Below are 23,367 nucleotides of genomic sequence, written 5' to 3'. Positions count from 1 at the left end.
GCCCGGCCACGGATGTCATCCGTGCTCACCGGGCGCAGGGCAGGGGCGGCTTTGCCCCCGCGAGCTATCGCGCTGATCACGCCACCAGGCTATCGCTGATTACCGGGGGCCCGTCATGAGCCGTATGTGTACAAAACCGGGGGTGGAAGTTTGACGTTCTGCACAGTGCGGGCGCCCGCCGGATCCGGTGTGTGACACGACGGGCCGACCCGGTCCCGCCGTGGTCACGGCCCGGCTCACGACGCCAGGCGCTCCGCCTCGGCGACCGCCTCCTCCAGGGTGTCCACCACCGGCACGCCGACCCCCTCCAGGCTGGCCCGGCTGTGCGACCCCCCGGTGTACAGCACCGCCCGCGCCCCCACGTGCAGGGCCGCCACGGCGTCGTCGGCCGCGTCCCCGATCACCACGGTCCGCGCCGGGTCCACCCCGGCCAGCGCCTCCAGGTGCCGCACCATGTGCTCGGCCTTGCTCCCACCGGACGGCCCGGTGCGCCCGTCCACCCGTATGAAGTACGCGTCGATGCCGAACCCCCGCACCAAGGGCAGCAGGTCGTCATGCCCGTACATGCTGAGGATCGACTGGCTGCGCCCGCCCGCCCCCCAGCCGGCGAGCAGCTCGGTCACCCCCGGGGTCAGCCCGCACCCCACCCGGTGCTCGGTGTAGTACCGGTGGAAGGTCTCGTCCATGACCTCCCACTCGGCGTCGGTCGGCAGCCTTCCCAGCAGCCGCTCGTAGAACTTCGGCACCGGCACGCAGTACAGCGACCGGTACTGCTCGATCGTGATCGGCTCGAGCCCCAGCTCGCCGAAGGCCGCGTTCGTGGCCCCGATGATCGCGTCGTTGTCGTGGAACAGCGTCCCGTTCCAGTCCCAGACGATGTGCGCCCCTGTTCGCATCCCCATGCCCAAAAACGTACCCGCCCGCACTGACAATCAAGAGAACCGCAGGTCAAGACAGAGGAAGCCGCAAGCGGCGGTCCTGCTTCATCCCGCGAGCCCGACCAGGTTCGGGATCTCCTGCGTCGCGAACCACAGCAGCTCGTGGTCCTCGGCCCCGTCCACCACGAACTGGGCGTCGTCGTCCCCGCCGTCCGCCGCCTCCAGCGCCTGGACCGCGGCGGCCACGTCCGCCTCCGCGTCGCCGCCGTCGACATGTACGGCGGCCGCCTTCTTCAGCGGCACCGCTCCCGCGACCCGCACCTCGCCGAGCGCCGCCGGGTCGAGGCCCCGGTCGGGATCGGCCGTCGCCGTGCCGTCGGGCACGTCGACCGCGACCACCACGCGCCGCCGCACCGCCCCGGCATCCGCCGCCAGCAGCCGCAGCGAGGCGACCGCGGCCCGGTTCAGCGCCGCGTACTCCAGCTCCTCGATGTCGTCCGAGAGGTACCACTCGCGCAGCGCGGGCGTGACGGCGTAGGCGAGCAGCGGCCCGCTGCCCAGTTCGCCCGTCTTGTACGCCTCGGCGAGACCGGGGAGGGTCAGGGGGACGTAGACGCGCATGGCTGGCCGCTTTCGTGGTCGGAGGCTTCCGCAACAGTCCCGGAGAGGGCGTTCCCGCACCTCCGGATGGGCCTTCAGGATACGTGCGGCCGTCCCCTTTCGAGCCCCCGCCCGCGCCTGAGGAGCCGTCCACCCGCGTCCGGCAACTCACCCGGCACACCCCCGCGCCTACGGGGCCGGGCACCCCCGACGTAATCCGGATAGGTGAACATTCCGGACCCCCCGACAGACCCCCGCCGCCGCTTGATGCCCCGCCCGACACCCCGTACAAGATCCCCAACCACAAAGTTACCGCTCGGTAATCCCGGGCCGACCCAACGGGGGCACCCATGAACAAGGTCATGACGCGGGCGAGGAACCACCCCGGCGCCCGCCCGCCGGTCCGCCGCGACTCCCGCCGCCCCGGCGGCACCCCGGTCCCCCGTTCCCCTGCCGGCGCGCGCGGCACCGAGCAGGCGGTCCACGTCGTACCGCCCCAGACTCCGCGCCGCCCCGTCACCCAGCCCCGGCCCACCGATGTCTTCGCCGACCGCCTGCTCGCCGTCCTGAGCGGCCAGCGCCCGGTCCACTGCATGCTCCGCCACACCGCCGGCCGCGCCTACGACGATCTGGCCTGGCTCGCCGAGTTCGGCCCCCTGCGCGCCTCTCGCGGTACGCCCGGCAGCCGCCCGGTGATCCGCGACATCGGCTACTACGTGCCCTCCCCGGGCGCCATCGAGGCCTTCGCCCGCATCGGCGCCGGCGACCGCCTGCGCGCCATGGCCTTCCGCCTGGAACAGGGCCGCGACCTGCGCTGGCGCTGCACGGCAGTAGAACTCGGCGGCCCGTCCCGCCCCCGCACGGACGACGACTGAACCCACCACAACGAACGGCGCCCCCACCATGCCGCAAACCAGACCACCACCACACGACACCGCCGACCCACGCCCCCGAAGGCACGGGCCTCACAGACCACAAGGCCCACGAGGCCCACAAGGCCAGCAGGCCCCAGGCCCCAAGGCCCCCAGGCCGGTGGGCCGCAGGGACCGCAGGGCCCCCAGGCCGGTGGGCCGCAGGGACCGCAGGGCCACAGGCGCCAGGCCGAAGGGCCACAGGCCGCCAGGCCGAAGGGGCCAGGAACACAAGGCCAGCAGGCCCCCTGGCCCCTGGCCCCTGGCCCCTGGCCCCTGGCCCCTGGCCACAAGGCTGGCAGGCGGCCGCAGTCCGCAAGGCCGCTGGGCCGCACGCCGCAGGGCCACAAAGCCGCTGAGCCGCACGCCGCCGGGCCGAAGGGTCACAGGGCCGCCAGGCCGAAGGCGGCCAGGCCGAAGGCGGCCAGGAACACAAGACCAGCAGGCCCCCTGCACCCCTGGCCGCCTGACCGGCAGCCGGCCGCTGGGCCGCACGACCGCTGGGCCGCCCGCCGCCAGGCCGAAGGGCCACCGGCCGCCAGACCCCCATGTCGAAGACCAGCAGGCCGGCCGCAAGGCTGAACAGGCGGCCCTCAGGCTCCCACGGCCGGCAGGACGCCAGAACGCCAGGCGGCGAGGCGGCAGGCCCCAGGCCCCAGGCCCCAGGCCCACAGCCCGCCCGACCCGGCAAGCCCTCATGCCGAAGGGCCGGACACCCGAACGGTGACCCGGCCCTTCCACGGCCTCCGCACGGCCACACGGCCGCCAGGCCGACAGCCCTCCAGGGTGCGAGGCCACAGGCGCAGGCCCGGGCCACAGGCCGCCAGGCCCCCGGGCGGAAGCCGCAGGCGCTGGGCGGAAGCCGCAGGCGCCGGGCCCCGAGCTCAAGGCCCACAGCCCGCCCGACCCGGCAAGCCCTCATGCCGAAGGGCCGGGCACCCGAACGGTGACCCGGCCCTTCCACGGCCGCCGCGGCACGCCCTCGCGGGCGCGGCGGGTACCTCGGAACCCCTACTTCTTACGGCGCCGTCCACCCCGCGCCTGCTTGCGCCGCTCCGCGCGCGTGAGGCCGTCCGCCTCGGAGCGCACCGGCTCCTCGTCGTCGGACCACTCCCGCTCGACGGTGCCACCGGCGCCGTCGACGGTCGGCGCGGACAGGTGCAGGTTCCGCCGCTGAGGGGCGTCGAGCCCCTTCGCGCGGATCTCCGGCCGCGCACCCGCCTGAGCGGGAACCGCGTCCTGCGGGCCCTTCTCCAGCGTCGGCTTGGCGTCCTCGACCGGGACCTCCTCGACCTGCTGCTCGACCTGGACCTCCAGGTTGAACAGGTAGCCGACGGACTCCTCCTTGATGCCCTCCATCATGGCGGTGAACATGTCGAAGCCCTCGCGCTGGTACTCGACCAGCGGGTCCTTCTGCGCCATCGCGCGCAGGCCGATGCCCTCCTGGAGGTAGTCCATCTCGTAGAGGTGCTCGCGCCACTTGCGGTCCAGCACCGACAGCACGACCCGGCGCTCCAGCTCGCGCATGATCTCGGAACCGAGCTGCGCCTCGCGCTCCGCGTACTGGGCATGGATGTCGTCCTTGATGGACTCGGCGATGAACTCGGCGGTCAGCCCCGCCCGGTCACCCGCCGCCTCCTCCAGCTCGTCGACGGTGATCTTCACCGGGTAGAGCTGCTTGAAGGCGCCCCACAGCCGGTCCAGGTCCCACTCCTCGGCGAACCCCTCGGCGGTCTCCGCCATGACGTACGCGTCGATCGTGTCGTCCATGAAGTGCTGCACCTGCTCGTGCAGGTCCTCACCCTCCAGGACGCGGCGGCGCTCGCCGTAGATGACCTCACGCTGGCGGTTGAGGACCTCGTCGTACTTCAGAACGTTCTTACGGGTCTCGAAGTTCTGCTGCTCGACCTGCGACTGCGCGGACGCGATCGCGCGCGTGACCATCTTGTTCTCGATCGGCACGTCGTCCGGGACGTTCGCCATCGACATCACGCGCTCGACCATCTGCGCCTTGAACAGACGCATCAGGTCGTCGCCCAGCGACAGGTAGAAGCGGGACTCGCCCGGGTCGCCCTGACGGCCGGAACGACCGCGCAGCTGGTTGTCGATCCGGCGCGACTCGTGCCGCTCGGTGCCGAGGACGTAGAGCCCGCCGAGCTCCTTGACCTCCTCGAACTCGGACTGCACGGCCTTCTCGGCCCGCTCCAGAGCGGCGGGCAGCGCCGCGGCCCACTCCTCGATGTGCTCCTCGGGGTCGAGGCCGCGCTGACGCAGCTCCGCCTCGGCGAGGTCCTCGGGGTTGCCACCGAGCTTGATGTCCGTACCACGGCCGGCCATGTTGGTGGCCACGGTCACGGCGCCCTTGCGGCCGGCCTGGGCGACGATGATCGCCTCACGGTCGTGCTGCTTGGCGTTGAGCACCTCGTGCTGGACACCGCGCTTGCTGAGCTGCTGCGAGAGGTACTCGGACTTCTCGACCGACGTCGTACCGACGAGGATCGGCTGGCCCTTCTCGTGCTTCTCGACGATGTCGTCGACGACCGCCTCGAACTTCGCGACCTCGGTGCGGTAGATCAGGTCCGACTGGTCCTTGCGGATCATCGGCCGGTTCGTCGGGATCGGCACCACACCGAGCTTGTAGATCTGGTGGAACTCGGCGGCCTCGGTCATCGCCGTACCGGTCATGCCGCACAGACCCGGCTGTTCCTTGCCGTCGTGGTCGTGGCGCTTGTAGAGGCGGAAGAAGTTCTGCAGGGTGATCGTGGCGAGCGTCTGGTTCTCGTCCTTGATGTCCACCCCTTCCTTCGCCTCGATCGCCTGGTGCATGCCCTCGTTGTAGCGGCGGCCGGCGAGGATACGGCCGGTGTGCTCGTCGACGATCATGACTTCGCCGTCCAGGACGACGTAGTCCTTGTCCTTCTTGAAGAGCTCCTTGGCCTTGATGGCGTTGTTCAGGTAGCCCACCAGAGGCGTGTTCACCGACTCGTAGAGGTTGTCGATGCCCAGCCAGTCCTCGACCTTGGCAACACCGGACTCGTGGATCGCGACGGTGCGCTTCTTCTCGTCGACCTCGTAGTCGCCGGTCTCCTCGATGCCCTTGAGCTGGTTGCCCGGCTCGCCCCTCTTCAGGCGGGTGACCAGCTTGGCGAAGTCGCCGTACCACTTGGTGGCCTGGTCGGCCGGGCCGGAGATGATCAGCGGCGTACGGGCCTCGTCGACGAGGATGGAGTCGACCTCGTCGACGATGGCGAAGTTGTGGCCGCGCTGGACGAGTTCGTCCTTGGACCACGCCATGTTGTCGCGCAGGTAGTCGAAGCCGAACTCGTTGTTCGTGCCGTACGTGATGTCGCAGGCGTACTGCTCGCGACGCTGGGCCGGCGTCATGTTGGCGAGGATGCAACCCACGTTCAGGCCCAGGAACTTGTGGACGCGGCCCATCATTTCGGAGTCGCGTTCGGCCAGGTAGTCGTTGACCGTGATGAGGTGGACGCCCTTGCCGGACAGCGCGTTCAGATACGCGGGCAGGGTGCCGACGAGGGTCTTGCCCTCACCGGTCTTCATCTCGGCCACGTAACCGAGGTGGAGGGCGGCGCCGCCCATGATCTGCACGTCGTAGTGACGCTGGCCGAGGGCGCGCTTGGCGGCCTCGCGGACAGTGGCGAAGGCCTCGGGGAGGAGGTCGTCGAGAGTCTCACCATCGGCGTACCGCTGCTTGTACTCCTCGGTGAGGGCCCGCAGCTCGGCGTCGGAGAGGTCGACGAAGTCCTCTTCGATGGAGTTGACCTGGTCCGCGATGCGGTGCAGCTTGCGCAGGATTTTGCCTTCGCCTGCACGCATGAGCTTCGAGAGGACGGACACGGGGGTTGGTCTCCTTGCCGGTCGGGCCTGGGACGGTCGGTTTCCATTTGACTTGACTGAGCAACGGCCATCGTATGCGAGGACCCCGCCACGCCGGGAGGCCTGCCGAGACGGCGACCTTCCGCTGCTTCACATCTCTTCGAAAGGGACAACGGACGGGCGCCGCGGATGGTGCCGTCCGGTGCGACGAATTACGCGAATTGTGATCGCCTGCTCACGCACGGCACATACTTGGCGTCCGTGGCCGTCCGCGAGCAGAATCGCCCGATGGACCCCGTGACGCTGACCACCGACCGCCTCCTGCTGCGCACGGTCGGCCCGTACGACACCGACGCTGTGTACCGCGCCGTCCAGGACCCCGACATCCAGCGCTGGACGACGATCCCCTCGCCCTACCTCCCCGAGCACGCCAGAAGCTTCACCGAACAACTGGCCCCCGACGGCTGGGCGGACGGCAGCATGTTCACCCTCGGCGTCTTCCTCTCCGAGGGGGAGGACCTGGCGGGCATGCTCGGCCTGACGATGCGCGCCCTGGGGGTGGCCGAGATCGGCTTCTGGACGGCGAAGGAGCACCGCGGCAAGGGCTACACCTGCGAGGCGGTCCTGGCCGCCGCCCGCTGGTCCTTCACCGCGGCCTGCGTCGACCGCCTGGAGTGGCGGGCCGAGGTCGGCAACACCGCCTCCCGCGCGGTGGCGGAGCGCACCGGCTTCACCATCGAGGGCACCCTGCGCTCCGCGATCAACAACAAGGGCGTACGACGGGACTGCTGGGTGGGCTCGCTCCTCCCCTCGGACCTGGGCCTGCCGTCGACGGCCCCGTATGTGCCGGCGAGGAGCTAGCGAATCCCCGGCTCACCCCCCACTGTCAGTGCCACCCCCTATCGTGCGAACCATGACGACCCCGCGCCCCAGCACCGAGCTCTCGGCAGACGAGGCCCGCCGTATCGCCCTGCGCGCCCAGGGCCTGCTCGGCACCCCCGACCGCAGATCCGGCGTCCGCGGCGTCCTGCGTCATCTGGGCGCGGTCCAGCTCGACACCATCTCGGTGCTGGCCCGCTCCCACGAGCTCATCCCGTACGCCCGCCTGGGCGCGGTGGGCCGCAAGACCGTCGAGGACGCCTACTGGAAGGACACGCACGCCTTCGAGTACTGGTCGCATGCCGCCTGCATCCTCCCGGTGGAGGAGTGGCCCCACTTCGCCTTCCGCCGCCGCGCCTACCGCAACCGCCCCCACTGGGGCCATGAACTCCCCGACGGCGCCTACGACCAGGTGATCAAGCAGCTCACCACCGAAGGCCCCCTCACCGCCACGGAGTTGGGCGGCGCGAAGAAGACCAGCGACTGGTGGGACTGGTCCGGCTCGAAGGTCGCCGTGGAGCGCGCCCTGATGTACGGCGAGGTCGTCTGTGTGGAACGCCGGGGCTGGAAGCGCGTGTACGACCTGGCGGAGCGCGCCATCCCGGCTGCCCTGCTGCACGACGAACTCGACGACACCGAGTGCCTGCGCCGCCTGGTCCGGCTGGCCGGCCGGTCCCTCGGCGTCGGCACCCGCGCGGACATCGCCGACTACCACCGCCTCAAGGGCGAGCAGGTGGCCGCGGTGATCGCGGACTCCGGCCTGGTCCCGGTCACCGTCGAGGGCTGGGCCAAGCCCGCCTGGGCTGACCCGGAGGCGCTGGCCGCTCCACCCCGCGGGCGGCACCGCACGACGCTGCTGTCCCCGTTCGACTCCCTGATCTGGGAGCGGGCACGCACCGAGCGCATCTTCGGCTTCACCCACCGCCTGGAGGCCTACGTCCCCCGCCAGAAGCGGGTCTACGGCTACTTCGCGATGCCGGTGCTGGCGGGCGGCCGGCTCGTCGGCCGCGTGGACCCGGCCCGCGAGGGGAGCACGCTGGTGGCCAAGCAGGTCACCCTGGACGGCCCGAAGGCGGTCCCGGCGGTGGCCCAGGCCCTGGTGGAGGCGGCGAGCTGGGTGGACTGCACGGACGTACGGGTGGAGCGGGTCGACGCCCCGGAGCTGCGCGAGCCCCTCGCCCACGCGCTCAGCGGGCTGCTGGCCTGACCCCGCCTACCGGATCTCGAGGATCTTCTCCCGCATCGCGTACACCACGGCCTCCATCCTGGAGTGCAGCTGCAGCTTCTCCAGGATGTTGCGCACATGGTTCTTCACGGTGTTCTCGGAGATGAACAACTCCTTCGCGATGTCGCGGTTGTTCATCCCCGTGGCGACCAGCTTGAGCACCTCGAGCTCTCGGTCGGTCAGCCGCGGCGCCGGCACCAGGCGGCGCTCGTCCGTCCGCTGGATCATCGACTTGAACTCGGTGAGCAGCTTCGACGCCATCGACGGGCTGATCTGCGACTGCCCGTCGGCCACGGCGCGGATGGCGGTGGCGACCTCGTCGGTGGAGATCTCCTTGAGGAGATAGCCGGTCGCGCCCGCCTTGATCGCGTCGTAGAGGTCGGCCTCCTCGTCGCTGATCGTCAGCATGATGATCTTCGCGCTGGGTGCCACCTCCTTGATGGAGGTGCAGGCCTCGATCCCGCCCCGCTTCGGCATCCGCACATCCATCAGCACGATGTCGGGCAGCAGATCGGCGGCCTTGTCCACCGCCTCGGCGCCGTCGCCGGCCTCCCCGACGACCTGGATGTCCTCCTCGGCCGCGAGCACGATCTCCAGGCCACGGCGGAAGAGGGCGTGGTCGTCCACGACGAGGACTCTGATCGGCTCCTTGCGTGGAGAGCCCGCGTCCGGGCCCATGCCGACGACACTTGCGTCGGCATCCTCGTCCCGCATCGGTCCGAAGGTGTCCGCCATCGTTCCTCCCCCTGAAGGCTGTGGCTGGTCAGGTGCCATCGCCAACCCAAGGCAGCGGCCCACCGGTTGGGCCGGTGCGGCCATGATTTCATGCCGGGACGACAGCGCGGTGACAGAGCGGGGCGCGAAGTGGTCGCACACCGGTGCCCCTGGGGGCGCACACGCGCTCCAGGGGCACCCGCTCGCTTCTTGGCCGGGCGGATCAGCCGCCCAGCGTGCCACCGGCCGCCTGGCTCTCCCCCTCGGCGACCATCGGGTCGGTGTTGAGGTGGATGACGCCGTAGTCGTAGGCGTGCCGTCGGTAGACGACACTCGGTTCCTTGGTCTCGGAATCGATGAACAGGTAGAAGTCGTGCCCGACCAGTTCCATCTCGTAGAGGGCCTGGTCCAGGGTCATCGGGGAGGCGACATGCGTCTTCTCGCGAACGACGAGGGGTCCCTCGCCCTTCACTTCCAGCGAGCCGATCCTCTTGACGGGAACGCCGTCCGAGTCTTCCTCCTGGAAGGTGCCGTTCCCGTTGAGCGTCGCCGCGTCCGGGACGTGGTCGGGGACCTCGGCCGCCGTCAGCCGGCGCGCGCCCCGCCGCGAGTAGCGCTTGTCGTGCTGCTTGCGCAGCCGCGCGTCGAGCTTTTCCGCCGCCAGGTCCAGCGCCGCGTACGGATCACTGGCCGCTGCCTCCGCCCGGATCACCGGACCGCGGGAGCGGAGCGTGATCTCCACTCGGTCACTGCGGTCGGCCTGTCGGGGGTTGGGCTCCTTGGACACCTCGACGTCGAGGCTGATCACCTTGCCGTCGAGCTTCTGGATCTTCTCCAGCTTCAGCTTCTCGGCCACGTGCTTGCGGAACCGCTCGGGCACCTCGGTCTTGCGGCCCTTGACGACGATGTCCACGCAGAACTCCGTTCCCGGATCGCTCCGCTGCAGCGGCGGAGCATCTCCCTTTTGCACCAGGCTCCGGCGATTCCCGGAACCTCGGACTCGGTGACGTCCACCTCCTCCTCCCCCATGGGCAAGATCTCCACCCCACCGGCTCGGGTGAATACGGAAAACCCGCAGCCCGGCATTCAGGTATGAGAGGGATGGCCTGCGCCTTTCTCTCACAACCGAACATATCTCGCCCGGACGGATGTCGTCACCCTCTACAGCGGCGTACCTCCGTTCAGGTGAATTGCTCTTCTCATTACCTGCAACGACGCAAGTAGACAGTCAGTTCCGGTTTATTTCGAAAGCATCCGGTGGGGCCGCCACGACGGCCGCGCACAGCACGTCACCTGCGCGGATGCCGCCCGCCATGCCCGGTACTCCGGGCATCCGCACCGCCTCGGCCCTCACTCCCGTCCTCCGTTCCCCTCTGTCTTCCCGAGTTACCGCTCCGCACACCGCGTTCGCCTCATCACCATGGCCAACCGGCCGTACCGCCCCGGCCGCCCCCGTCCGCAGGTCCGCCACCTCTTCCCGTACCGCCCGCGCCGCCTCCGCCAAGGAGGCACCGGTCGTCATCAAGTCGTCGACGAGCACCACCGAGCCACTGCCCAGCAGCCGCTCACCACCGGGCGCCACCCGCAGCGCGCCCGCCAGATTGTCCATCCGCTGCCGGGAGTTGAGCCCCGACTGATCGGCCACGGCACGCCGCTGCCGCAGCACGGCGAGCACCCGCGTGGGGGTCCCGGTCCGCCGCAGCTCGGCCGCCGCGGCGAGCGCGATCCGTCGCGCCGGGTCATGCCCCCGCGCCCGCACGGCCCGCCGCGCCGACGGCACGGGCACCAGCAGCACCGGCGCGCCCCCGCCGCCCTGCCGGCCCACCAGGAGCCCCGCCCGCACGGCTCCCGCCAGCGCCACCCCGAGCGGTGCCGCCAGGGCCAGCGCGCCCCGCTCCTTGTGGGCCAGCAGGGCGGCACGCACCTCGTCCGTGTAGGGTGCCGCGGCGTGCGCCACGGGCAGCCCGGGCGGCTCCGGCACCGGTCGCACCCGGCGCGGTGCGGCCCCGCTCAGGGCCGTACGGCACTCCGGGCAGAGCACCGCACGAGGCCTTCCGCAGCCTCCGCACTCGGCCGGCAGCACCAGATCTGTGAGGTCCCGCCACCACCCCCGCATGCCCACCACTGTGCCAACCCGGGGCGCCCACCGGCCACCCCTGTGGATAACCACCTGTGGATAACTCCGGACGGTGACCTCGCCGGGCCGGGGAAGCACCCCTCGAAGGGCGCTTTCCGAGAAAGGAAACGGCCACCTCCGTCGGAAGCGGCCGTCCTGCACCCTCGGGCGGGCACTCACCCCGGATAAACCGGCGCGGTCCCGTCCGTCACGACCTTCTGCCACTGCGCCCCCGCTTGCAGGCGCACGATCCCGTCCTCCGAGTACGCCACCAGCGGCAACCGGTCGTCCTCCGCCGCGGCGATCTCCTCCACCCCGGTCAGCGCGGCGGGGGCCGGTCCCTCCGGAGTGGATCCGTCGACCTGGACGTACCGCACCGTCTGCACGCCGTCCTGCTCGCGCCCGACCACCACGAGCCGGCTGTCACCCGCCCACGACACGGTGGTGACCTCCTCCAGCTCCGGCGTCGCGGACCGCAGTTCCTGCACCGTCACGAGCGGCCGGTCCTCGCCCGGCTTGTTCTCGCGCTCGATCCGCCCGATGAGCAGGGCGGACGTGTCGCCCTTGGCCACGACGAGCGCGATCCGCACTCCGTCCGCGGCCACCCGTACCGACTCGATGCGCCCGTCGAGTCCCGGGGTCTGCACCTCGAGCGGCTCGCCCGCGCCGTTCTCCAGCAGCAGCAGGCGGGGGTCCTCCGGGTTGCGGTCGGCGACCCACAGGTCGTGCCGGGAGTCCCAGCTCGGCGTCGTCAGCCGGTCCTCGGCCGTCTTGCCGGTACTGCGCAGCACGGGCTCCCCGAGCGATGCCCCGGACACCAGGGAGCCGACGTACAGCTCCTTGCCCTCGACACCGACCCCGGCCGCCATGTGCTCGTCCCGCGAGACCGCCGCGGACCGCAGCTGTGTGTTCCCCTCGCCCAGCGCGCCGGGGACCGGATCCGGCGTCCGGGCGCCGTCCTCGGCCGCCGCCATCCGCACCAGCCGGTGCTCGTCGTCGACGTAGTACAGGTACTCCACGTCCTCGGTGGACCCGCGCGCGGCAGCGCCCGCGGATGCCTCCTCGGCGAGCGAGCACAACTGCTTGCCGCCCGACTCCAGCTCGACCTCCTCCAGCGACGGAGTGAGGCTGCGCAGGGTGAACAGGAGCTGGGCGGCCATCTCGGTGCACTTGCTCAGGCCGACCCGGGCCGCCCGGTCGTTGAGCGGCACGGTCAGCTTGTTCTGCTCGTCGGGCGTCAGCGTGGTGACGCCCTTCTGCAGCGCGGTCCCGGTGGGAAAGCTCGTCCTGACCACGGGGCTGAGCCAGGTGGTGGGCCCGTTCAGCAGGGAACGCACCATCTGCTTCATCGGATCGACGCGCGCACGGACGTAGACGGGATCGGCGACCGCCGCCGTCCGACCGCTGCCCCCGGCCACGGTGTTGGAGGCGAAGTAGTACTTGTTGACCGACGTGTAGTTGCGCTCGAAGTCGCCCTGTCCCATGACGACGCCCTGGGGCAGCTTGCCGATGCGCCACTGCTTGGTCTTGGGATCCTGGGTGAGATGCAGCAGCGACTCGTACACCCCCTCCGCCGGGGCGTACGACTGCTGCTCGTCCACCGTGGCGACCTTGGTGCCGCTCAACGCGAACGAGGTCTCCCCGGTGTCCTCCCGCCCTCGCGATCTGGGCAGCTCGAAGGCGTCCGGACCGTCCGCGAGGACCGTCGTGCCGGTCTTGGGCCGCCAGGTCTTCGCCGCGTCCTCGGTCAGATACTGGCTGGCGATCTCATAGTTCGGATCGTCGCTGGTCAGCGCCTCCAGGAAGCCCTGGACGAGCTGGGTGGGCGTGGCGTCCTCCGAGGGCGGCATCGCGAAGACCCGCACCTGGGTGTCCTGCCGCGCGGTGGGGTCCACCCCGCTCAGATCCCCGCTGTCGGGCATCGAGGCGCACCCGGCCAGCAGTACGGCGCCGCAGGCGGCGTACGCCGCCGCGCGCCCCGGTCCGCGCCGGGCGCCCCCCTCGCGGTCAGCGCCCACGGAATGCCTCCCCTTGCCTGCTCGGGCCCTCGGGCGGCCCGGCGTCCTCGCCGCGCGCCCTCTCACCGGCGGGCGCGTCGTCCTGTCGTCGCGGCCCCGACGCGGGCCGGGGCACCACGCGCGCCCCATTGCCCGGCAGCGCCGTCGGATCGGCCGTGGGGGCCGCTCCGTTGAGCCGCTGGGCTATCGGGTCCCGTGACGTCATCGCGGACGCCTGGTCACCCGTCTGCTGCGCCGGCACGGTCGCGCTCTTCTCCCCGCGCGGGAGACCGGCGTCGTCCAGGCCACGGTTGCGGCGCGAGTCCTTCGGCTCCAGCGGTACCGGGGAGCCCCGCAACGGCTCGTCCGCGGTCCGCGGCAGCGTCAGCCGGAACTGCGAGCCACCGCCCGGCTCGCCCCACGCCTGGAGCCAGCCGCCGTGCAGCCGGGCGTCCTCCAGGGCGATGGACAGCCCCAGACCCGTTCCGCCGGTGGTACGCGCGCGTGCCGGGTCGGCCCGCCAGAAACGGCTGAACACGCGCGTGGCCTCGCCGGGCTTGAGTCCGACGCCGTAGTCGCGCACCGCGACCGCGACCGCCCCGCCCGCCGAGGCGAGCTTGACGACCACGTCCCGGCCATCACCGTGCTCCACGGCGTTGACCACGAGATTGCGCAGGACCCGTTCCACCCGCCGGGCGTCCGCCTCGGCGACGACGGGCTGCTGGTCGCCCACCACCCGGATCGTCGTGCCCTTGCGCTCCGCGAGCGGCTCGGCCCCGCTGACCACGCGCCGCACGACCTCGCGCAGATCGATCGGCTCGGCCTCCAGCGCCGCCGCCCCCGCGTCGAACCGGCTGATCTCCAGCAGATCCGCGAGCAGCGACTCGAAACGGTCCAGCTGATCGGCGAGCAGCTCCGCCGACCGCGCGGTCACCGGATCGAAGTCCTCCCGCGCCTCATGGATCACATCGGCGGCCATCCGTACGGTCGTCAGCGGCGTCCGCAGCTCGTGCGACACGTCGGACACGAACCGCCGCTGCATCCGCGACAGGTCCTCCAGCTGCTGGATCTTCAGCTGAAGGTTCTGCGCCATCTTGTTGAAGGCCTCGCCGAGCCGCGCGATGTCGTCCTCGCCGGTGACCTTCATCCGCTCCTGCAGCCGCCCGGCGGACAGCCGCTCGGCGATCCCGGCCGCCATCCGCACCGGCGTGACCACCTGCCGCACGACCAGCCAGGCGATGGCGCCGAGGAGTACGACGACGAAGAGCCCGGCGGTCGCCAGCGTGCCCTTGACCAGGCTCAGCGACTTCTCCTCCTGCGTGAGCGGGAAGAGGTAGTAGAGCTGGTAGGGGTCGCCGTTGGGGTCGTTGACCTGCTTGCCGATGACGAGGGCCGGCTGGGAGTCCTTGTCGGCGTTGTAGACGATGCGCGTGTAGCTCTGGGCCGCCGCGGTGCTGCTGTCGACGCGCTCGCGCAGGTTCTCGGGCACGCTCGCGGTCGGGTCGACGTAGTTGGAGGCGCGCGGACCGCGCCCGCCGCCGCTGTCCCCGCCCGCGGGCAGCGTCACCACTTCGAAGGCGCCCTGGCCGCCGCTGGAGAGCTGCTCCACCAGGTCGCTCATCCACTGGATGACGTTCTGGTCCAAGCGGCCGTCCGTCGCGGTGCCGTCGTCGCCGGGCCCTGCCGCCCGCGTCTCGTCGGCCGTGGTCTTGGCCGCGGCGAAGCCGCCGGTGGCCTGGCTCTGCGAGGCCTTCACCTTGGCGTCCAGCAGGCCGTTGCGCACCTGGCCGATGACCACGAAGCCCAGCAGCAGGACCACGCCCAGCGACATCAGCAGGGTCGTGACGACGACCTTGAGCTGGATGTTGCGCCGCCACAGCCGCATGACGGGCAGCAGCGGCCGGCGCACCCAGCGCATGAACAACCGAAGGACCGGACTGCCCTGGACACCGCCCTGGAGCAACCCGCCCTCCAGGAACCGTCGCCAACGGGAGCCTGCCGTCCCCCGGCCGACAGGCCGCCCCCCGCGAGCCCCGGACCGGCCGGGCGCCGAAGCGGCACTGTCACCGGACATGTCAGCTCGGTCCCGCCTTGTAACCGACACCACGGACGGTCACCACGATCTCCGGCCGCTCCGGGTCCTTCTCGACCTTGGAGCGCAGCCGCTGCACATGAACATTGACCAGCCGGGTGTCGGCGGCGTGCCGGTAACCCCACACCTGCTCCAGCAGGACCTCGCGGGTGAACACCTGCCACGGCTTGCGCGCCAGCGCGACCAGCAGATCGAACTCCAGCGGGGTGAGCGCGATCGACTGCCCGTCCCGCTTCACGGAGTGACCGGCCACGTCGATGACCAGATCGCCGATGGCGAGCTGCTCCGGCGCCGGCTCCTCCGACCGCCGCAGCCGCGCCCGGATCCGGGCGACCAGTTCCTTCGGCTTGAACGGCTTCACGATGTAGTCGTCCGCGCCCGACTCCAGGCCCACGACGACATCGACGGTGTCGCTCTTGGCCGTGAGCATGACGATCGGCACGCCCGACTCCGCCCGGATCAGACGGCAGACCTCGATGCCGTCCCTTCCGGGCAGCATCAGATCGAGCAGCACCAGATCGGGCTTGGTCTCACGGAAAGCGGCCAGCGCCTTGTCGCCGTCGGCTACGAAAGACGGCTCGAAACCTTCACCACGCAACACGATGCCGAGCATCTCGGCCAGTGCGGTGTCGTCGTCGACGACAAGGACTCGTCCCTTCATAAACGACATCATCCCATTCTCGTAACAGTGACCGGGGCGCTGGTGAGAAGGGTCACTGGCCTGTGACGATAGTCGTACCGAGCCGTCACTGTCTGCCCTGGCCCCACCCAGGCGCCCGGGTGACACCCCCGAGCGGGCCGTGCCCGGCGATGATCCCGGTCGTTCCCCTGCACATGCGCAAGATCATCACGACTGCCGTCCTGACCGCGGCCACCCTGGCCCTGGCCGCCCCCGCCCACGCCGACACCGGCGAGGACTTGGGCAACGCCCTCAACGCGGCGAGCAACGGAAACTTCACGGCAGCAGCAGTCTGCCTCCACGAGGCGGCCGTCGTGCCTTTCCTCGGCGACTCGACGGGCGACCACGTCAACAACTGCTCCGACGGTAACGTGATCGACCACTCGGGCCGCTGACCGGACACCGCCCCCGCCGGGCCGCCACACATCGCGGCCCGGCGATCCGGCCCGGCCTAGCCGATCGTCACCTCCCGCGACCTGGCACACACCTCCGCCAGCGCCTCGGCGGTCACCGGCGACACCACACCCTCTTCCGTCACGATCGCCGTCACCAGCTCCGGCGGCGTCACGTCGAAGGCCGGGTTGTACGCCTGCGTCCCCAGCGGCGCCACCGGTATCCCGCCGCCCGGCCCCGTCAGCGGCACCTGCGGCGCGGTCAGCTCGGTCACCTCGTACCCGCCCCGCTGCTCCACCTCGATGGACGCCCCGTCGGGCGTCTCCGGGTCCACCGTCGTCACCGGAGCCACCACGATGAACGGCACATGGTGATACCGCGCCAGCACCGCGAGCGGATAACTCCCCACCTTGTTCGCCACCGACCCGTCGGCGGCGATCCGGTCCGCCCCGATCAGTACGGCGTCCACTTCACCGGCCGCGAACAGCGACCCCGCCGCGTTGTCCGTCAGCAAGGTGTACGCCATCCCGCTGCGCGCCGCCTCGTACGCCGTCAGCCGGGCACCCTGCAACAGCGGACGCGTCTCGTCCACCCACAGCCGCCGCAGCTGCCCCACGCGATGCGCGGCCAGCGCCACCGCGAACGCCGTGCCCTCCCCGCCGGACACCAGCGACCCGGTGTTGCAGTGGGTGAGAATCCGGTGCCCGCCGCCGGGCAGCAGCTCGTCCAGCAGGGCCAGCCCCCGCTCGGCCATCCGCGCGCTGGCGTCGGCGTCCTCCTCGTGCAGCTTCCGCGCCGCGGCCAGCGCCGCCTCGGCCGCCTTTCCCGAATCACCGCTCCGGGCCAGCTCGGCCCGGTGCGCGGCCTGCGCCCGGCGCACCCCGACGGCGAGATTCACCGCGGTGGGACGGGCGCCCGCGAGTGCGTCCGCCGCGTCGTCCACATCGAAGCCGCGCACGGCGGCCAGCGCGACACCGTACGCCCCCGCGATCCCGAGCAGCGGCGCCCCGCGCACGGCGAGCGAGCGGATCGCCTCCACCAGCACCGGCGCATCCGTACAGACCAGTTCGACCTCCTCTGCGGGCAGTCTCGTCTGGTCGAGAAGGACCAGTACGGGGCCTTCGGGCGGCTCCTCCCACCGGATCACCGGTATCTGGGTCGGCCGCTTGTCCTCGCCGGATTGCGCGTGCTGATCAGCCATGCGGTCAGTCTGCCCGTTATCCGGCGGACAATTGAAGGTGTGCAGCCCATACCTTGGCCGGTCCCCGGATGACCACCCCATGGCACGATGGCTGCCAACCTGCCGCCGCGACCCGCGGACGGGCACCGTGAAGGAGCGACGATGAACGACACTCCGGGCTGGGCCTCGCCCGGATCCGCCCCGTCCGACGGACAGGAGCCCGGCACGTCCGGCCCTGACCGGCCCGCCGACCGACCGGAATCCGAGCAGCCCGCGGACCAGTCCGGCCCGCAGCCGCAGGACTCCGGCCCGAAGTGGTCCAAGGAGCAGCCGCCACCGGCCCAGTGGTCCGCACCCACCGGCCCCGCGGCCCCGGAACAGACCCCACCGCCCCCGCCCCCCGGCCCGGGCTGGGGCAGCCACCCCTCGGCCGGCCACGGAGGCTACGCAGGCCCCGGCGGATACGGCTCCTGGGGCGGCGGTTGGGGCGGCCCCCCGCCCGCGGCCAAGCCCGGCGTCATCCCCCTGCGCCCGCTCGGCGTCGGTGAGATCCTCGACGGCGCCGTCTCCACCATGCGCGCCTACTGGCGCACGGTGCTCGGCATCGCCCTCACCGTCGCGGTCCTCACCGAGATCGTCGTCGTCCTGCTCCAGGGCTTCTTCCTGAACGACCGCATCGACACCGACGCCCTCAACGACCCCAGCGCCACCTTCAGCGAACTCAGCCGCGCCATGGGCGACGCCATGCTCAGCTACGGCGTCATCTCCGTGATCTCCCTGATCGGCACGATCGTGGCGACCGCCCTGCTCACCACCGTCACCAGCCGCGCCGTCCTCGGCAAGTCGGTGACCATCGGCGAGGCCTGGACCGACGCCCGCCCGCAGATCGCCAGGCTCTTCGGCCTGATCTTCCTGCTGGTGCTCATCGCCTTCGGCATCGTCGCCGTGGGCGTCCTGCCGGGCATCCTGGTGGCCGCCTCGGGCGCCGGTGAAGCGGGCGCCGCCCTCACCGCCCTGGGCAGCCTGTGCGCCATCGTCGTCGCGATCTGGCTGATGCTGCGCTTCTCCCTCGCCTCGCCGGCGCTGATGCTGGAGAAGCAGAGCATCGTGAAGTCGATGAGCCGCTCCGTGAAGCTGGTCCGCGGCTCCTGGTGGCGGATCTTCGGCATCCAGCTGCTGGCCATGCTCATCGCGAGCATCCTCGCGTCGATCATCGCCATCCCGTTCGCCTTCCTGGCCGACGCCTTCAGCGGCGACAGCGGCAGCGGCCTCCTCGACAGCAGCGGCGACCTCGGCTGGACGTACCTCATCGTCAGCGGCATCGGCTCGGTGATCGGCTCCATGATCACCTTCCCGATCTCGGCGGGCGTCACCGTGCTCCTCTACATCGACCAGCGCATCCGCCGCGAGGCCCTCGACCTCGAACTGGCCCGCGCCGCCGGCGTCCAGGGCTACGGATCCGACACCCCGGGGAGCTGAATCGGTGAGCCTGGCGGGGGGAGTTCTCACCGCGGCGCCGGCCCTGCCGCGCGGCGCCGTACGGATGTCCCTGCATGCCGGGGACGCGCTGTCACGCGCGCGCTCCGGCGACGAACCACCGGTGACGATCCCGCGCGACCCCGCCCGGGAGGCCGCGCGGCGCGAGCTGTCCAAGCGGATGTACCACGAGAACGAACCCGGCCTGTTCCAACGCGCCCTCGACGCCTTCTGGGGCTGGGTCGGCGACCTGTTCAGCAGCGCCTCGGCCGTGACCCCCGGAGGCGCGCTCGGCCTGGTCGTCGTCATCCTCGCCGTACTCGCCGTCCTGGGCGCCCTGTGGTGGCGCCTGGGCACCCCGCGCCGCGAACCCGCCTCCGCCGCCGCCCTGTTCGACGACCGCCCCCGCAGCGCCGCCGAACACCGCGCCGTCGCCGAGGCACACGCCGCCCAGGGCCACTGGAACCAGGCCGTCCAAGAACGCATGCGGGCCATCGTCCGCGCGCTGGAGGAACGCGCCCTCCTCGACGTCCGCCCCGGCCGCACCGCCGACGAGGCAGCCGCCGAAGCCGGCCGAGCCCTGCCCGACCACACCGACCGACTGCGCACCGCAGCACGGGACTTCGACGATGTGACATACGGCGGCCGAGCCGCGACCGAGCCGTCGTACCGGCGCATCGCCGAACTCGACCACGACCTGGAGCGCACCAAGCCCCGGCTCACCAGCAGCGCCCACAGCACGGCGCCCCACACCCGCCAGGGAGCCGCCCAGTGACCACCGAGGCCACGCTCCCGTCCACCTCGGTCTCCCCCACCGCCCGCCAGGTGTGGACCCGCGCGCGAGGCATCGCCCTCGCCCTCGTCATCCTCCTGGTGGGCGCCGTCGCCATCGCGGTGGTCCGCTCCGACGCCCGGCACGGCACCCTCGACCCACGCTCCGCCGACGCCCAGGGCAGCCGCGCCCTCGCCGAACTCCTCGCCGACCGAGGCGTGTCCACGCGCGTGGTCACCACCCTCGACCAGGCACGCGCCGCGACCGGCCCGGACACCACCCTCCTGGTCGCCGTCCCCGACCTGCTGACCGAGCGTCAACAGACCTCGCTGCAGTCCGCGGTCGCCGACAGCGACGGCCGCACTCTCCTCGTCGCCCCCGGCGTCCGGTCCGTCGAACGGCTCGCCCCCGACGTCGTCGCCGACCCCGCCAAGAGCCTGGACTCCACCCTCCAGCCCGACTGCGACCTCCCCGAGGCCCGGCGCGCCGGCGCCGCCGACACGGGCGGCATCCGCTACACCACCACCCACCTCCAGGCAGACTCCTGCTACCCGAGCAAGCGCCTGGCCACCCTCCTGCGCATCCCCAGCTCCTCCGGGGACGGCGACACCGTGGTCCTCGGCGCGCCCGACATCCTCTACAACGACCACCTCGACGAGCAGGGCAACGCTTCGCTCGCCCTCCAACTCCTCGGCTCCCGCCCCCATCTGGTCTGGTACCTCCCCTCGCTCTCCGACTCCACCGCCGCCAGCCCCGAAGGTGAGCGCGACTTCTTCGACCTGCTCCCCTCGGGCTGGCTCTGGGGCACCCTCCAGCTCTTCATCGCGGCAGCCCTGGCCGCCCTCTGGAGGGCACGCCGACTGGGCCCCCTCGTGCCCGAGAAACTCCCCGTGGCGATCCGCGCATCCGAGACCGTCGAAGGCCGCGCCCGCCTCTACCGCAAGGCCGACGCCCGTGACCGCGCAGCCGCCGCTCTTCGCTCCACCACCCGCACCCGCCTCGCCCCCCTCGTAGGCGTCCCCGTCACCCAGGCGCACGCGCCCGAGGCCCTGCTCCCCGCCCTGTCCGCGCACCTCCGCGGCGACGGACAGCCCCTGCACAACCTCCTCTTCGGCCCGCCGCCCGGCGACGACGCAGCCCTCATCTCCCTCGCCGACCAACTCGACGCCCTCGAAAGTGAGGTACGCCGTCCATGATGGACCCGACCACTGACAACGCCGGGCAGAGCGGGGACCGGCCCGATTCCCGGGCATCCCTGGAAGCCCTGCGCGCCGAGATCGCCAAAGCCGTGGTCGGCCAAGACCCCGCCGTCACCGGCCTCGTCGTCGCCCTCCTCTGCCGCGGACACGTTCTCCTAGAAGGAGTCCCTGGGGTCGCCAAAACGTTGCTCGTCCGCGCCCTCGCATCCGCACTCGAACTCGACACCAAGCGCGTCCAGTTCACCCCCGACCTCATGCCGAGCGACGTGACCGGCTCCCTGGTCTACGACACCCGCACCGCGCAGTTCTCCTTCCAGCCCGGCCCGGTCTTCACCAACCTCCTCCTCGCGGACGAGATCAACCGCACGCCCCCCAAGACCCAGTCGTCCCTCCTCGAAGCCATGGAGGAACGCCAGGTCACCGTGGACGGCACCCCCCGCCCGCTCCCCGAGCCCTTCCTGGTCGCGGCCACCCAGAACCCGGTCGAGTACGAGGGCACCTACCCCCTCCCCGAAGCCCAACTGGACCGCTTCCTCCTCAAGCTCACGATCCCCCTGCCCTCCCGCCAGGACGAGATCACCGTCCTCACCCGCCACGCCGAGGGCTTCAACCCACGCGACCTGCGCGCCGCCGGCGTACGCCCCGTAGCCGGCCCCGCCGACCTCGAAGCCGCCCGCGCGGCCGTGGCCAAGACGACGGTCTCCCCCGACATCACGGCCTACGTCGTCGACATCTGCCGCGCCACCCGCGACTCGCCGTCCCTCACTCTCGGCGCCTCCCCGCGCGGCGCGACGGCCCTCCTCGCCACCGCCCGCGCGTGGGCATGGCTGACCGGCCGTGACTACGTCACCCCCGACGACGTGAAAGCGCTTGCCCTGCCCACCCTCCGGCACCGCCTGCAACTCCGCCCGGAAGCGGAAATGGAAGGCGTGACGGCGGACTCCGTCATCAACGCGATCCTCACCCACGTCCCCGTTCCCCGCTGATGGCACTCACCGGACGCGCCGCGCTCCTCGCAGCCCTGGGCTCCCTCCCCGTCGGCATCTGGGAACCCAGCTGGATGGGCATCCTGGCCGTCAACGCCCCACTCGCGGTCGCCTGCGCCTGCGACTTCGCCCTGGCCGCCCCCGTACGCCGTCTCGGCCTGACCCGTTCCGGCGACACCTCCGCACGCCTCGGCGAAACCGCCGACGTGACCCTCACCGTCACCAACCCCTCCGGCCGCCCCCTGCGCGCCCACCTGCGCGACGCCTGGCCGCCGAGCAGCTGGCGGCCCGGCACGGAAATCGAGGCCTCCCGCCACCACCTGACGGTCCCGCCCGGCGAACGCCGACGCCTCACCACGCGTCTACGTCCCACCCGCCGCGGCGACCGCCATGCGGACCGCGTGACCATCCGCTCCTACGGCCCGCTCGGCCTCTTCACCCGACAGGGCACCCACAAAGTCCCCTGGACGGTCCGTGTGCTGCCCCCCTTCACCAGCCGCAAGCACCTCCCCTCCAAGCTCGCCCGCCTCCGCGAACTCGACGGCCGCACCAGCGTCCTCACCCGCGGCGCAGGCACAGAATTCGACAGCCTCCGCGAGTACATCCCCGGCGACGACACCCGCTCCATCGACTGGCGCGCTACGGCCAGACAGTCCGCGGTCGCCGTACGCACCTGGCGCCCCGAGCGCGACCGCCACATCCTCCTGGCCCTCGACACCGGCCGCACCTCAGCCGGCCGCGTGGGCGACGCCCCACGTCTCGACGCCTCCATGGACGCGGCACTCCTCCTGGCGGCCCTGGCCTCCCGAGCCGGCGACCGCGTGGACCTCCTCGCCTACGACCGCCGGGTCCGCGCGCTGGTCCAGGGCCGAACGGTCGGCGACGTACTGCCGTCCCTGGTCAACGCCATGGCGACACTGGAACCCGAACTCGTCGAGACCGACGCCCGCGGCCTGACCGCCACAGCACTCCGTACGGCTCCCCGGCACGCCCTCATCGTCCTGTTCACGAGCCTCGACGCGGCCCCGATCGAAGAGGGCCTGCTCCCGGTACTCGGTCAACTGACCCAGCGCCACACCGTCCTCGTGGCATCCGTGGCAGACCCGTACGTCGCCCGCATGGCCAAAGCCCGGGGCAACACCGATTCCGTCTACGAGGCGGCAGCCGCGGCGCAGGCCCAGAGCGAACGCCACCGCACAGCGGACCAACTCCGCCGTCACGGCGTCACAGTGGTCGACGCGACCCCGGACGAATTGGCCCCCGGTTTGGCAGACGCCTATCTGGCGCTGAAGACCGCAGGACGCCTCTGAGCGGGTGGGGGAAACCGAAAGGACGGCTAAACGCAGAAAACCCCCGTACCGAATAAACGGTACGGGGGTTCTCTCACAATTTGTTCGGCGGTGTCCTACTCTCCCACAGGGTCCCCCCTGCAG

19 protein-coding genes are annotated in these 23,367 nt (G+C 71.6%); 9 read left to right on the top strand and 10 right to left on the bottom strand.

The annotated features are described in order from the left end of the window. Window positions 1-236 precede the first annotated feature (236 nt). A complete protein-coding gene (locus ACWD11_RS09980) occupies window positions 237-902 on the bottom strand; it encodes an HAD family hydrolase (protein WP_451282362.1) in 666 nt (221 codons plus the stop codon). Between the two features lie 81 nt (window positions 903-983). After that, window positions 984-1,499 carry a DUF6912 family protein gene (locus ACWD11_RS09975; RefSeq protein WP_389415672.1) on the bottom strand — a complete coding sequence of 172 codons (516 nt, stop codon included), beginning with the start codon at window positions 1,497-1,499 and terminating at the stop codon, window positions 984-986. 329 nt (window positions 1,500-1,828) lie between these two features. Between ACWD11_RS09975 and ACWD11_RS09970 the strand changes: the two genes are divergently transcribed. After that, window positions 1,829-2,353 carry an Rv3235 family protein gene (locus ACWD11_RS09970; protein ID WP_451282360.1) on the top strand — a complete coding sequence of 175 codons (525 nt, stop codon included), beginning with the start codon at window positions 1,829-1,831 and terminating at the stop codon, window positions 2,351-2,353. Window positions 2,354-3,400: 1,047 nt separating this feature from the next. On the opposite strand, the gene secA is transcribed toward ACWD11_RS09970, so the two are convergent. After that, complete coding sequence (secA, locus tag ACWD11_RS09965) at window positions 3,401-6,247, bottom strand: preprotein translocase subunit SecA (protein WP_389415670.1); 2,847 nt, start codon at window positions 6,245-6,247, stop codon at window positions 3,401-3,403. Window positions 6,248-6,514: 267 nt separating this feature from the next. On the opposite strand from secA, the gene ACWD11_RS09960 reads away from it, so the two are divergent. Both ACWD11_RS09960 and ACWD11_RS09955 read left to right on the top strand, forming a co-directional pair. Next, window positions 6,515-7,087, top strand: coding sequence for a GNAT family N-acetyltransferase (locus tag ACWD11_RS09960; RefSeq protein WP_389415669.1), 573 nt, complete (start codon window positions 6,515-6,517; stop codon window positions 7,085-7,087). A gap of 52 nt (window positions 7,088-7,139) precedes the next feature. Then, a complete protein-coding gene (locus tag ACWD11_RS09955) occupies window positions 7,140-8,312 on the top strand; it encodes a winged helix-turn-helix domain-containing protein (protein WP_451282357.1) in 1,173 nt (390 codons plus the stop codon). A gap of 6 nt (window positions 8,313-8,318) precedes the next feature. Here ACWD11_RS09955 and ACWD11_RS09950 read toward each other — a convergent pair whose 3' ends face one another. The 6 genes from ACWD11_RS09950 to mtrA form a co-directional block, all read right to left on the bottom strand. After that, entirely contained in the window at window positions 8,319-9,065 is a 747-nt protein-coding gene (locus tag ACWD11_RS09950; RefSeq protein WP_389415667.1) for a response regulator, read from the bottom strand. A 202-nt stretch (window positions 9,066-9,267) separates the two neighbouring features. Further along, window positions 9,268-9,957 carry a ribosome hibernation-promoting factor, HPF/YfiA family gene (hpf, locus tag ACWD11_RS09945; RefSeq protein WP_451282355.1) on the bottom strand — a complete coding sequence of 230 codons (690 nt, stop codon included), beginning with the start codon at window positions 9,955-9,957 and terminating at the stop codon, window positions 9,268-9,270. A gap of 315 nt (window positions 9,958-10,272) precedes the next feature. Continuing rightward, window positions 10,273-11,160 carry a ComF family protein gene (locus tag ACWD11_RS09940; RefSeq protein ID WP_451282353.1) on the bottom strand — a complete coding sequence of 296 codons (888 nt, stop codon included), beginning with the start codon at window positions 11,158-11,160 and terminating at the stop codon, window positions 10,273-10,275. 176 nt (window positions 11,161-11,336) lie between these two features. Further along, window positions 11,337-13,178, bottom strand: coding sequence for an LpqB family beta-propeller domain-containing protein (locus ACWD11_RS09935; RefSeq protein ID WP_451282351.1), 1,842 nt, complete (start codon window positions 13,176-13,178; stop codon window positions 11,337-11,339). Next, entirely contained in the window at window positions 13,168-15,231 is a 2,064-nt protein-coding gene (mtrB, locus tag ACWD11_RS09930) for an MtrAB system histidine kinase MtrB (protein ID WP_451282349.1), read from the bottom strand. The genes ACWD11_RS09935 and mtrB overlap by 11 nt, the downstream gene beginning before the upstream one ends. Before the next feature lies 1 nt (window position 15,232). After that, on the bottom strand, window positions 15,233-15,922 hold the full coding sequence (gene mtrA / locus ACWD11_RS09925) for a two-component system response regulator MtrA (protein WP_015659998.1): 690 nt from the start codon (window positions 15,920-15,922) through the stop codon (window positions 15,233-15,235). 161 nt (window positions 15,923-16,083) lie between these two features. Between mtrA and ACWD11_RS09920 the strand changes: the two genes are divergently transcribed. Continuing rightward, on the top strand, window positions 16,084-16,323 hold the full coding sequence (locus ACWD11_RS09920; protein WP_451282347.1) for a hypothetical protein: 240 nt from the start codon (window positions 16,084-16,086) through the stop codon (window positions 16,321-16,323). A 56-nt stretch (window positions 16,324-16,379) separates the two neighbouring features. On the opposite strand, the gene mtnA is transcribed toward ACWD11_RS09920, so the two are convergent. Further along, the gene (mtnA, locus tag ACWD11_RS09915) at window positions 16,380-17,522 is read right to left on the bottom strand and encodes an S-methyl-5-thioribose-1-phosphate isomerase (RefSeq protein WP_451282346.1); all 1,143 of its coding nucleotides are present in this window, start codon (window positions 17,520-17,522) and stop codon (window positions 16,380-16,382) included. A 141-nt stretch (window positions 17,523-17,663) separates the two neighbouring features. On the opposite strand from mtnA, the gene ACWD11_RS09910 reads away from it, so the two are divergent. Genes ACWD11_RS09910 through ACWD11_RS09890 form a run of 5 tightly spaced genes read left to right on the top strand, consistent with a single transcriptional unit; the run spans window position 17,664 to window position 23,244 of the window. Further along, a complete protein-coding gene (locus tag ACWD11_RS09910) occupies window positions 17,664-18,980 on the top strand; it encodes a glycerophosphoryl diester phosphodiesterase membrane domain-containing protein (RefSeq protein ID WP_451282344.1) in 1,317 nt (438 codons plus the stop codon). A gap of 4 nt (window positions 18,981-18,984) precedes the next feature. Then, window positions 18,985-19,752: a DUF4129 domain-containing protein gene (locus tag ACWD11_RS09905; RefSeq protein ID WP_451282342.1), complete on the top strand. Its 768-nt coding sequence runs from the start codon at window positions 18,985-18,987 to the stop codon at window positions 19,750-19,752. Then, window positions 19,749-20,945 carry a DUF4350 domain-containing protein gene (locus ACWD11_RS09900; RefSeq protein WP_451282340.1) on the top strand — a complete coding sequence of 399 codons (1,197 nt, stop codon included), beginning with the start codon at window positions 19,749-19,751 and terminating at the stop codon, window positions 20,943-20,945. Before ACWD11_RS09905 ends, ACWD11_RS09900 begins: the two co-directional genes overlap by 4 nt. Beyond that, the gene (locus ACWD11_RS09895; protein ID WP_451282739.1) at window positions 20,945-21,934 is read left to right on the top strand and encodes an AAA family ATPase; all 990 of its coding nucleotides are present in this window, start codon (window positions 20,945-20,947) and stop codon (window positions 21,932-21,934) included. The genes ACWD11_RS09900 and ACWD11_RS09895 overlap by 1 nt, the downstream gene beginning before the upstream one ends. Next, on the top strand, window positions 21,934-23,244 hold the full coding sequence (locus tag ACWD11_RS09890; protein ID WP_451282338.1) for a DUF58 domain-containing protein: 1,311 nt from the start codon (window positions 21,934-21,936) through the stop codon (window positions 23,242-23,244). Before ACWD11_RS09895 ends, ACWD11_RS09890 begins: the two co-directional genes overlap by 1 nt. The last annotated feature ends 123 nt before the right edge of the window (window positions 23,245-23,367 follow it).

The sequence above is a fragment of the Streptomyces sp. NPDC002776 genome, from assembly GCF_053592195.1.
The sequence above is the reverse complement of the archived record's forward strand: the minus strand, read 5'-3'. Positions and strand labels throughout refer to the sequence as shown.

Coding starts and splice junctions, on each gene's coding strand:
- ACWD11_RS09975 (WP_389415672.1), bottom strand. CDS start 1,499: ATGCGCGTCTACGTCCCCCTGACCCTCCCCGGTCTCGCCGAGGCGTAC.
- mtrB (WP_451282349.1), bottom strand. CDS start 15,231: ATGTCCGGTGACAGTGCCGCTTCGGCGCCCGGCCGGTCCGGGGCTCGC.
- mtrA (WP_015659998.1), bottom strand. CDS start 15,922: ATGATGTCGTTTATGAAGGGACGAGTCCTTGTCGTCGACGACGACACC.
- ACWD11_RS09940 (WP_451282353.1), bottom strand. CDS start 11,160: ATGCGGGGGTGGTGGCGGGACCTCACAGATCTGGTGCTGCCGGCCGAG.
- ACWD11_RS09960 (WP_389415669.1), top strand. CDS start 6,515: ATGGACCCCGTGACGCTGACCACCGACCGCCTCCTGCTGCGCACGGTC.
- ACWD11_RS09955 (WP_451282357.1), top strand. CDS start 7,140: ATGACGACCCCGCGCCCCAGCACCGAGCTCTCGGCAGACGAGGCCCGC.
- ACWD11_RS09890 (WP_451282338.1), top strand. CDS start 21,934: ATGGCACTCACCGGACGCGCCGCGCTCCTCGCAGCCCTGGGCTCCCTC.
- ACWD11_RS09920 (WP_451282347.1), top strand. CDS start 16,084: ATGCGCAAGATCATCACGACTGCCGTCCTGACCGCGGCCACCCTGGCC.
- ACWD11_RS09910 (WP_451282344.1), top strand. CDS start 17,664: ATGAACGACACTCCGGGCTGGGCCTCGCCCGGATCCGCCCCGTCCGAC.
- ACWD11_RS09895 (WP_451282739.1), top strand. CDS start 20,945: ATGGACCCGACCACTGACAACGCCGGGCAGAGCGGGGACCGGCCCGAT.
- mtnA (WP_451282346.1), bottom strand. CDS start 17,522: ATGGCTGATCAGCACGCGCAATCCGGCGAGGACAAGCGGCCGACCCAG.
- ACWD11_RS09950 (WP_389415667.1), bottom strand. CDS start 9,065: ATGGCGGACACCTTCGGACCGATGCGGGACGAGGATGCCGACGCAAGT.
- ACWD11_RS09980 (WP_451282362.1), bottom strand. CDS start 902: ATGGGGATGCGAACAGGGGCGCACATCGTCTGGGACTGGAACGGGACG.
- ACWD11_RS09970 (WP_451282360.1), top strand. CDS start 1,829: ATGAACAAGGTCATGACGCGGGCGAGGAACCACCCCGGCGCCCGCCCG.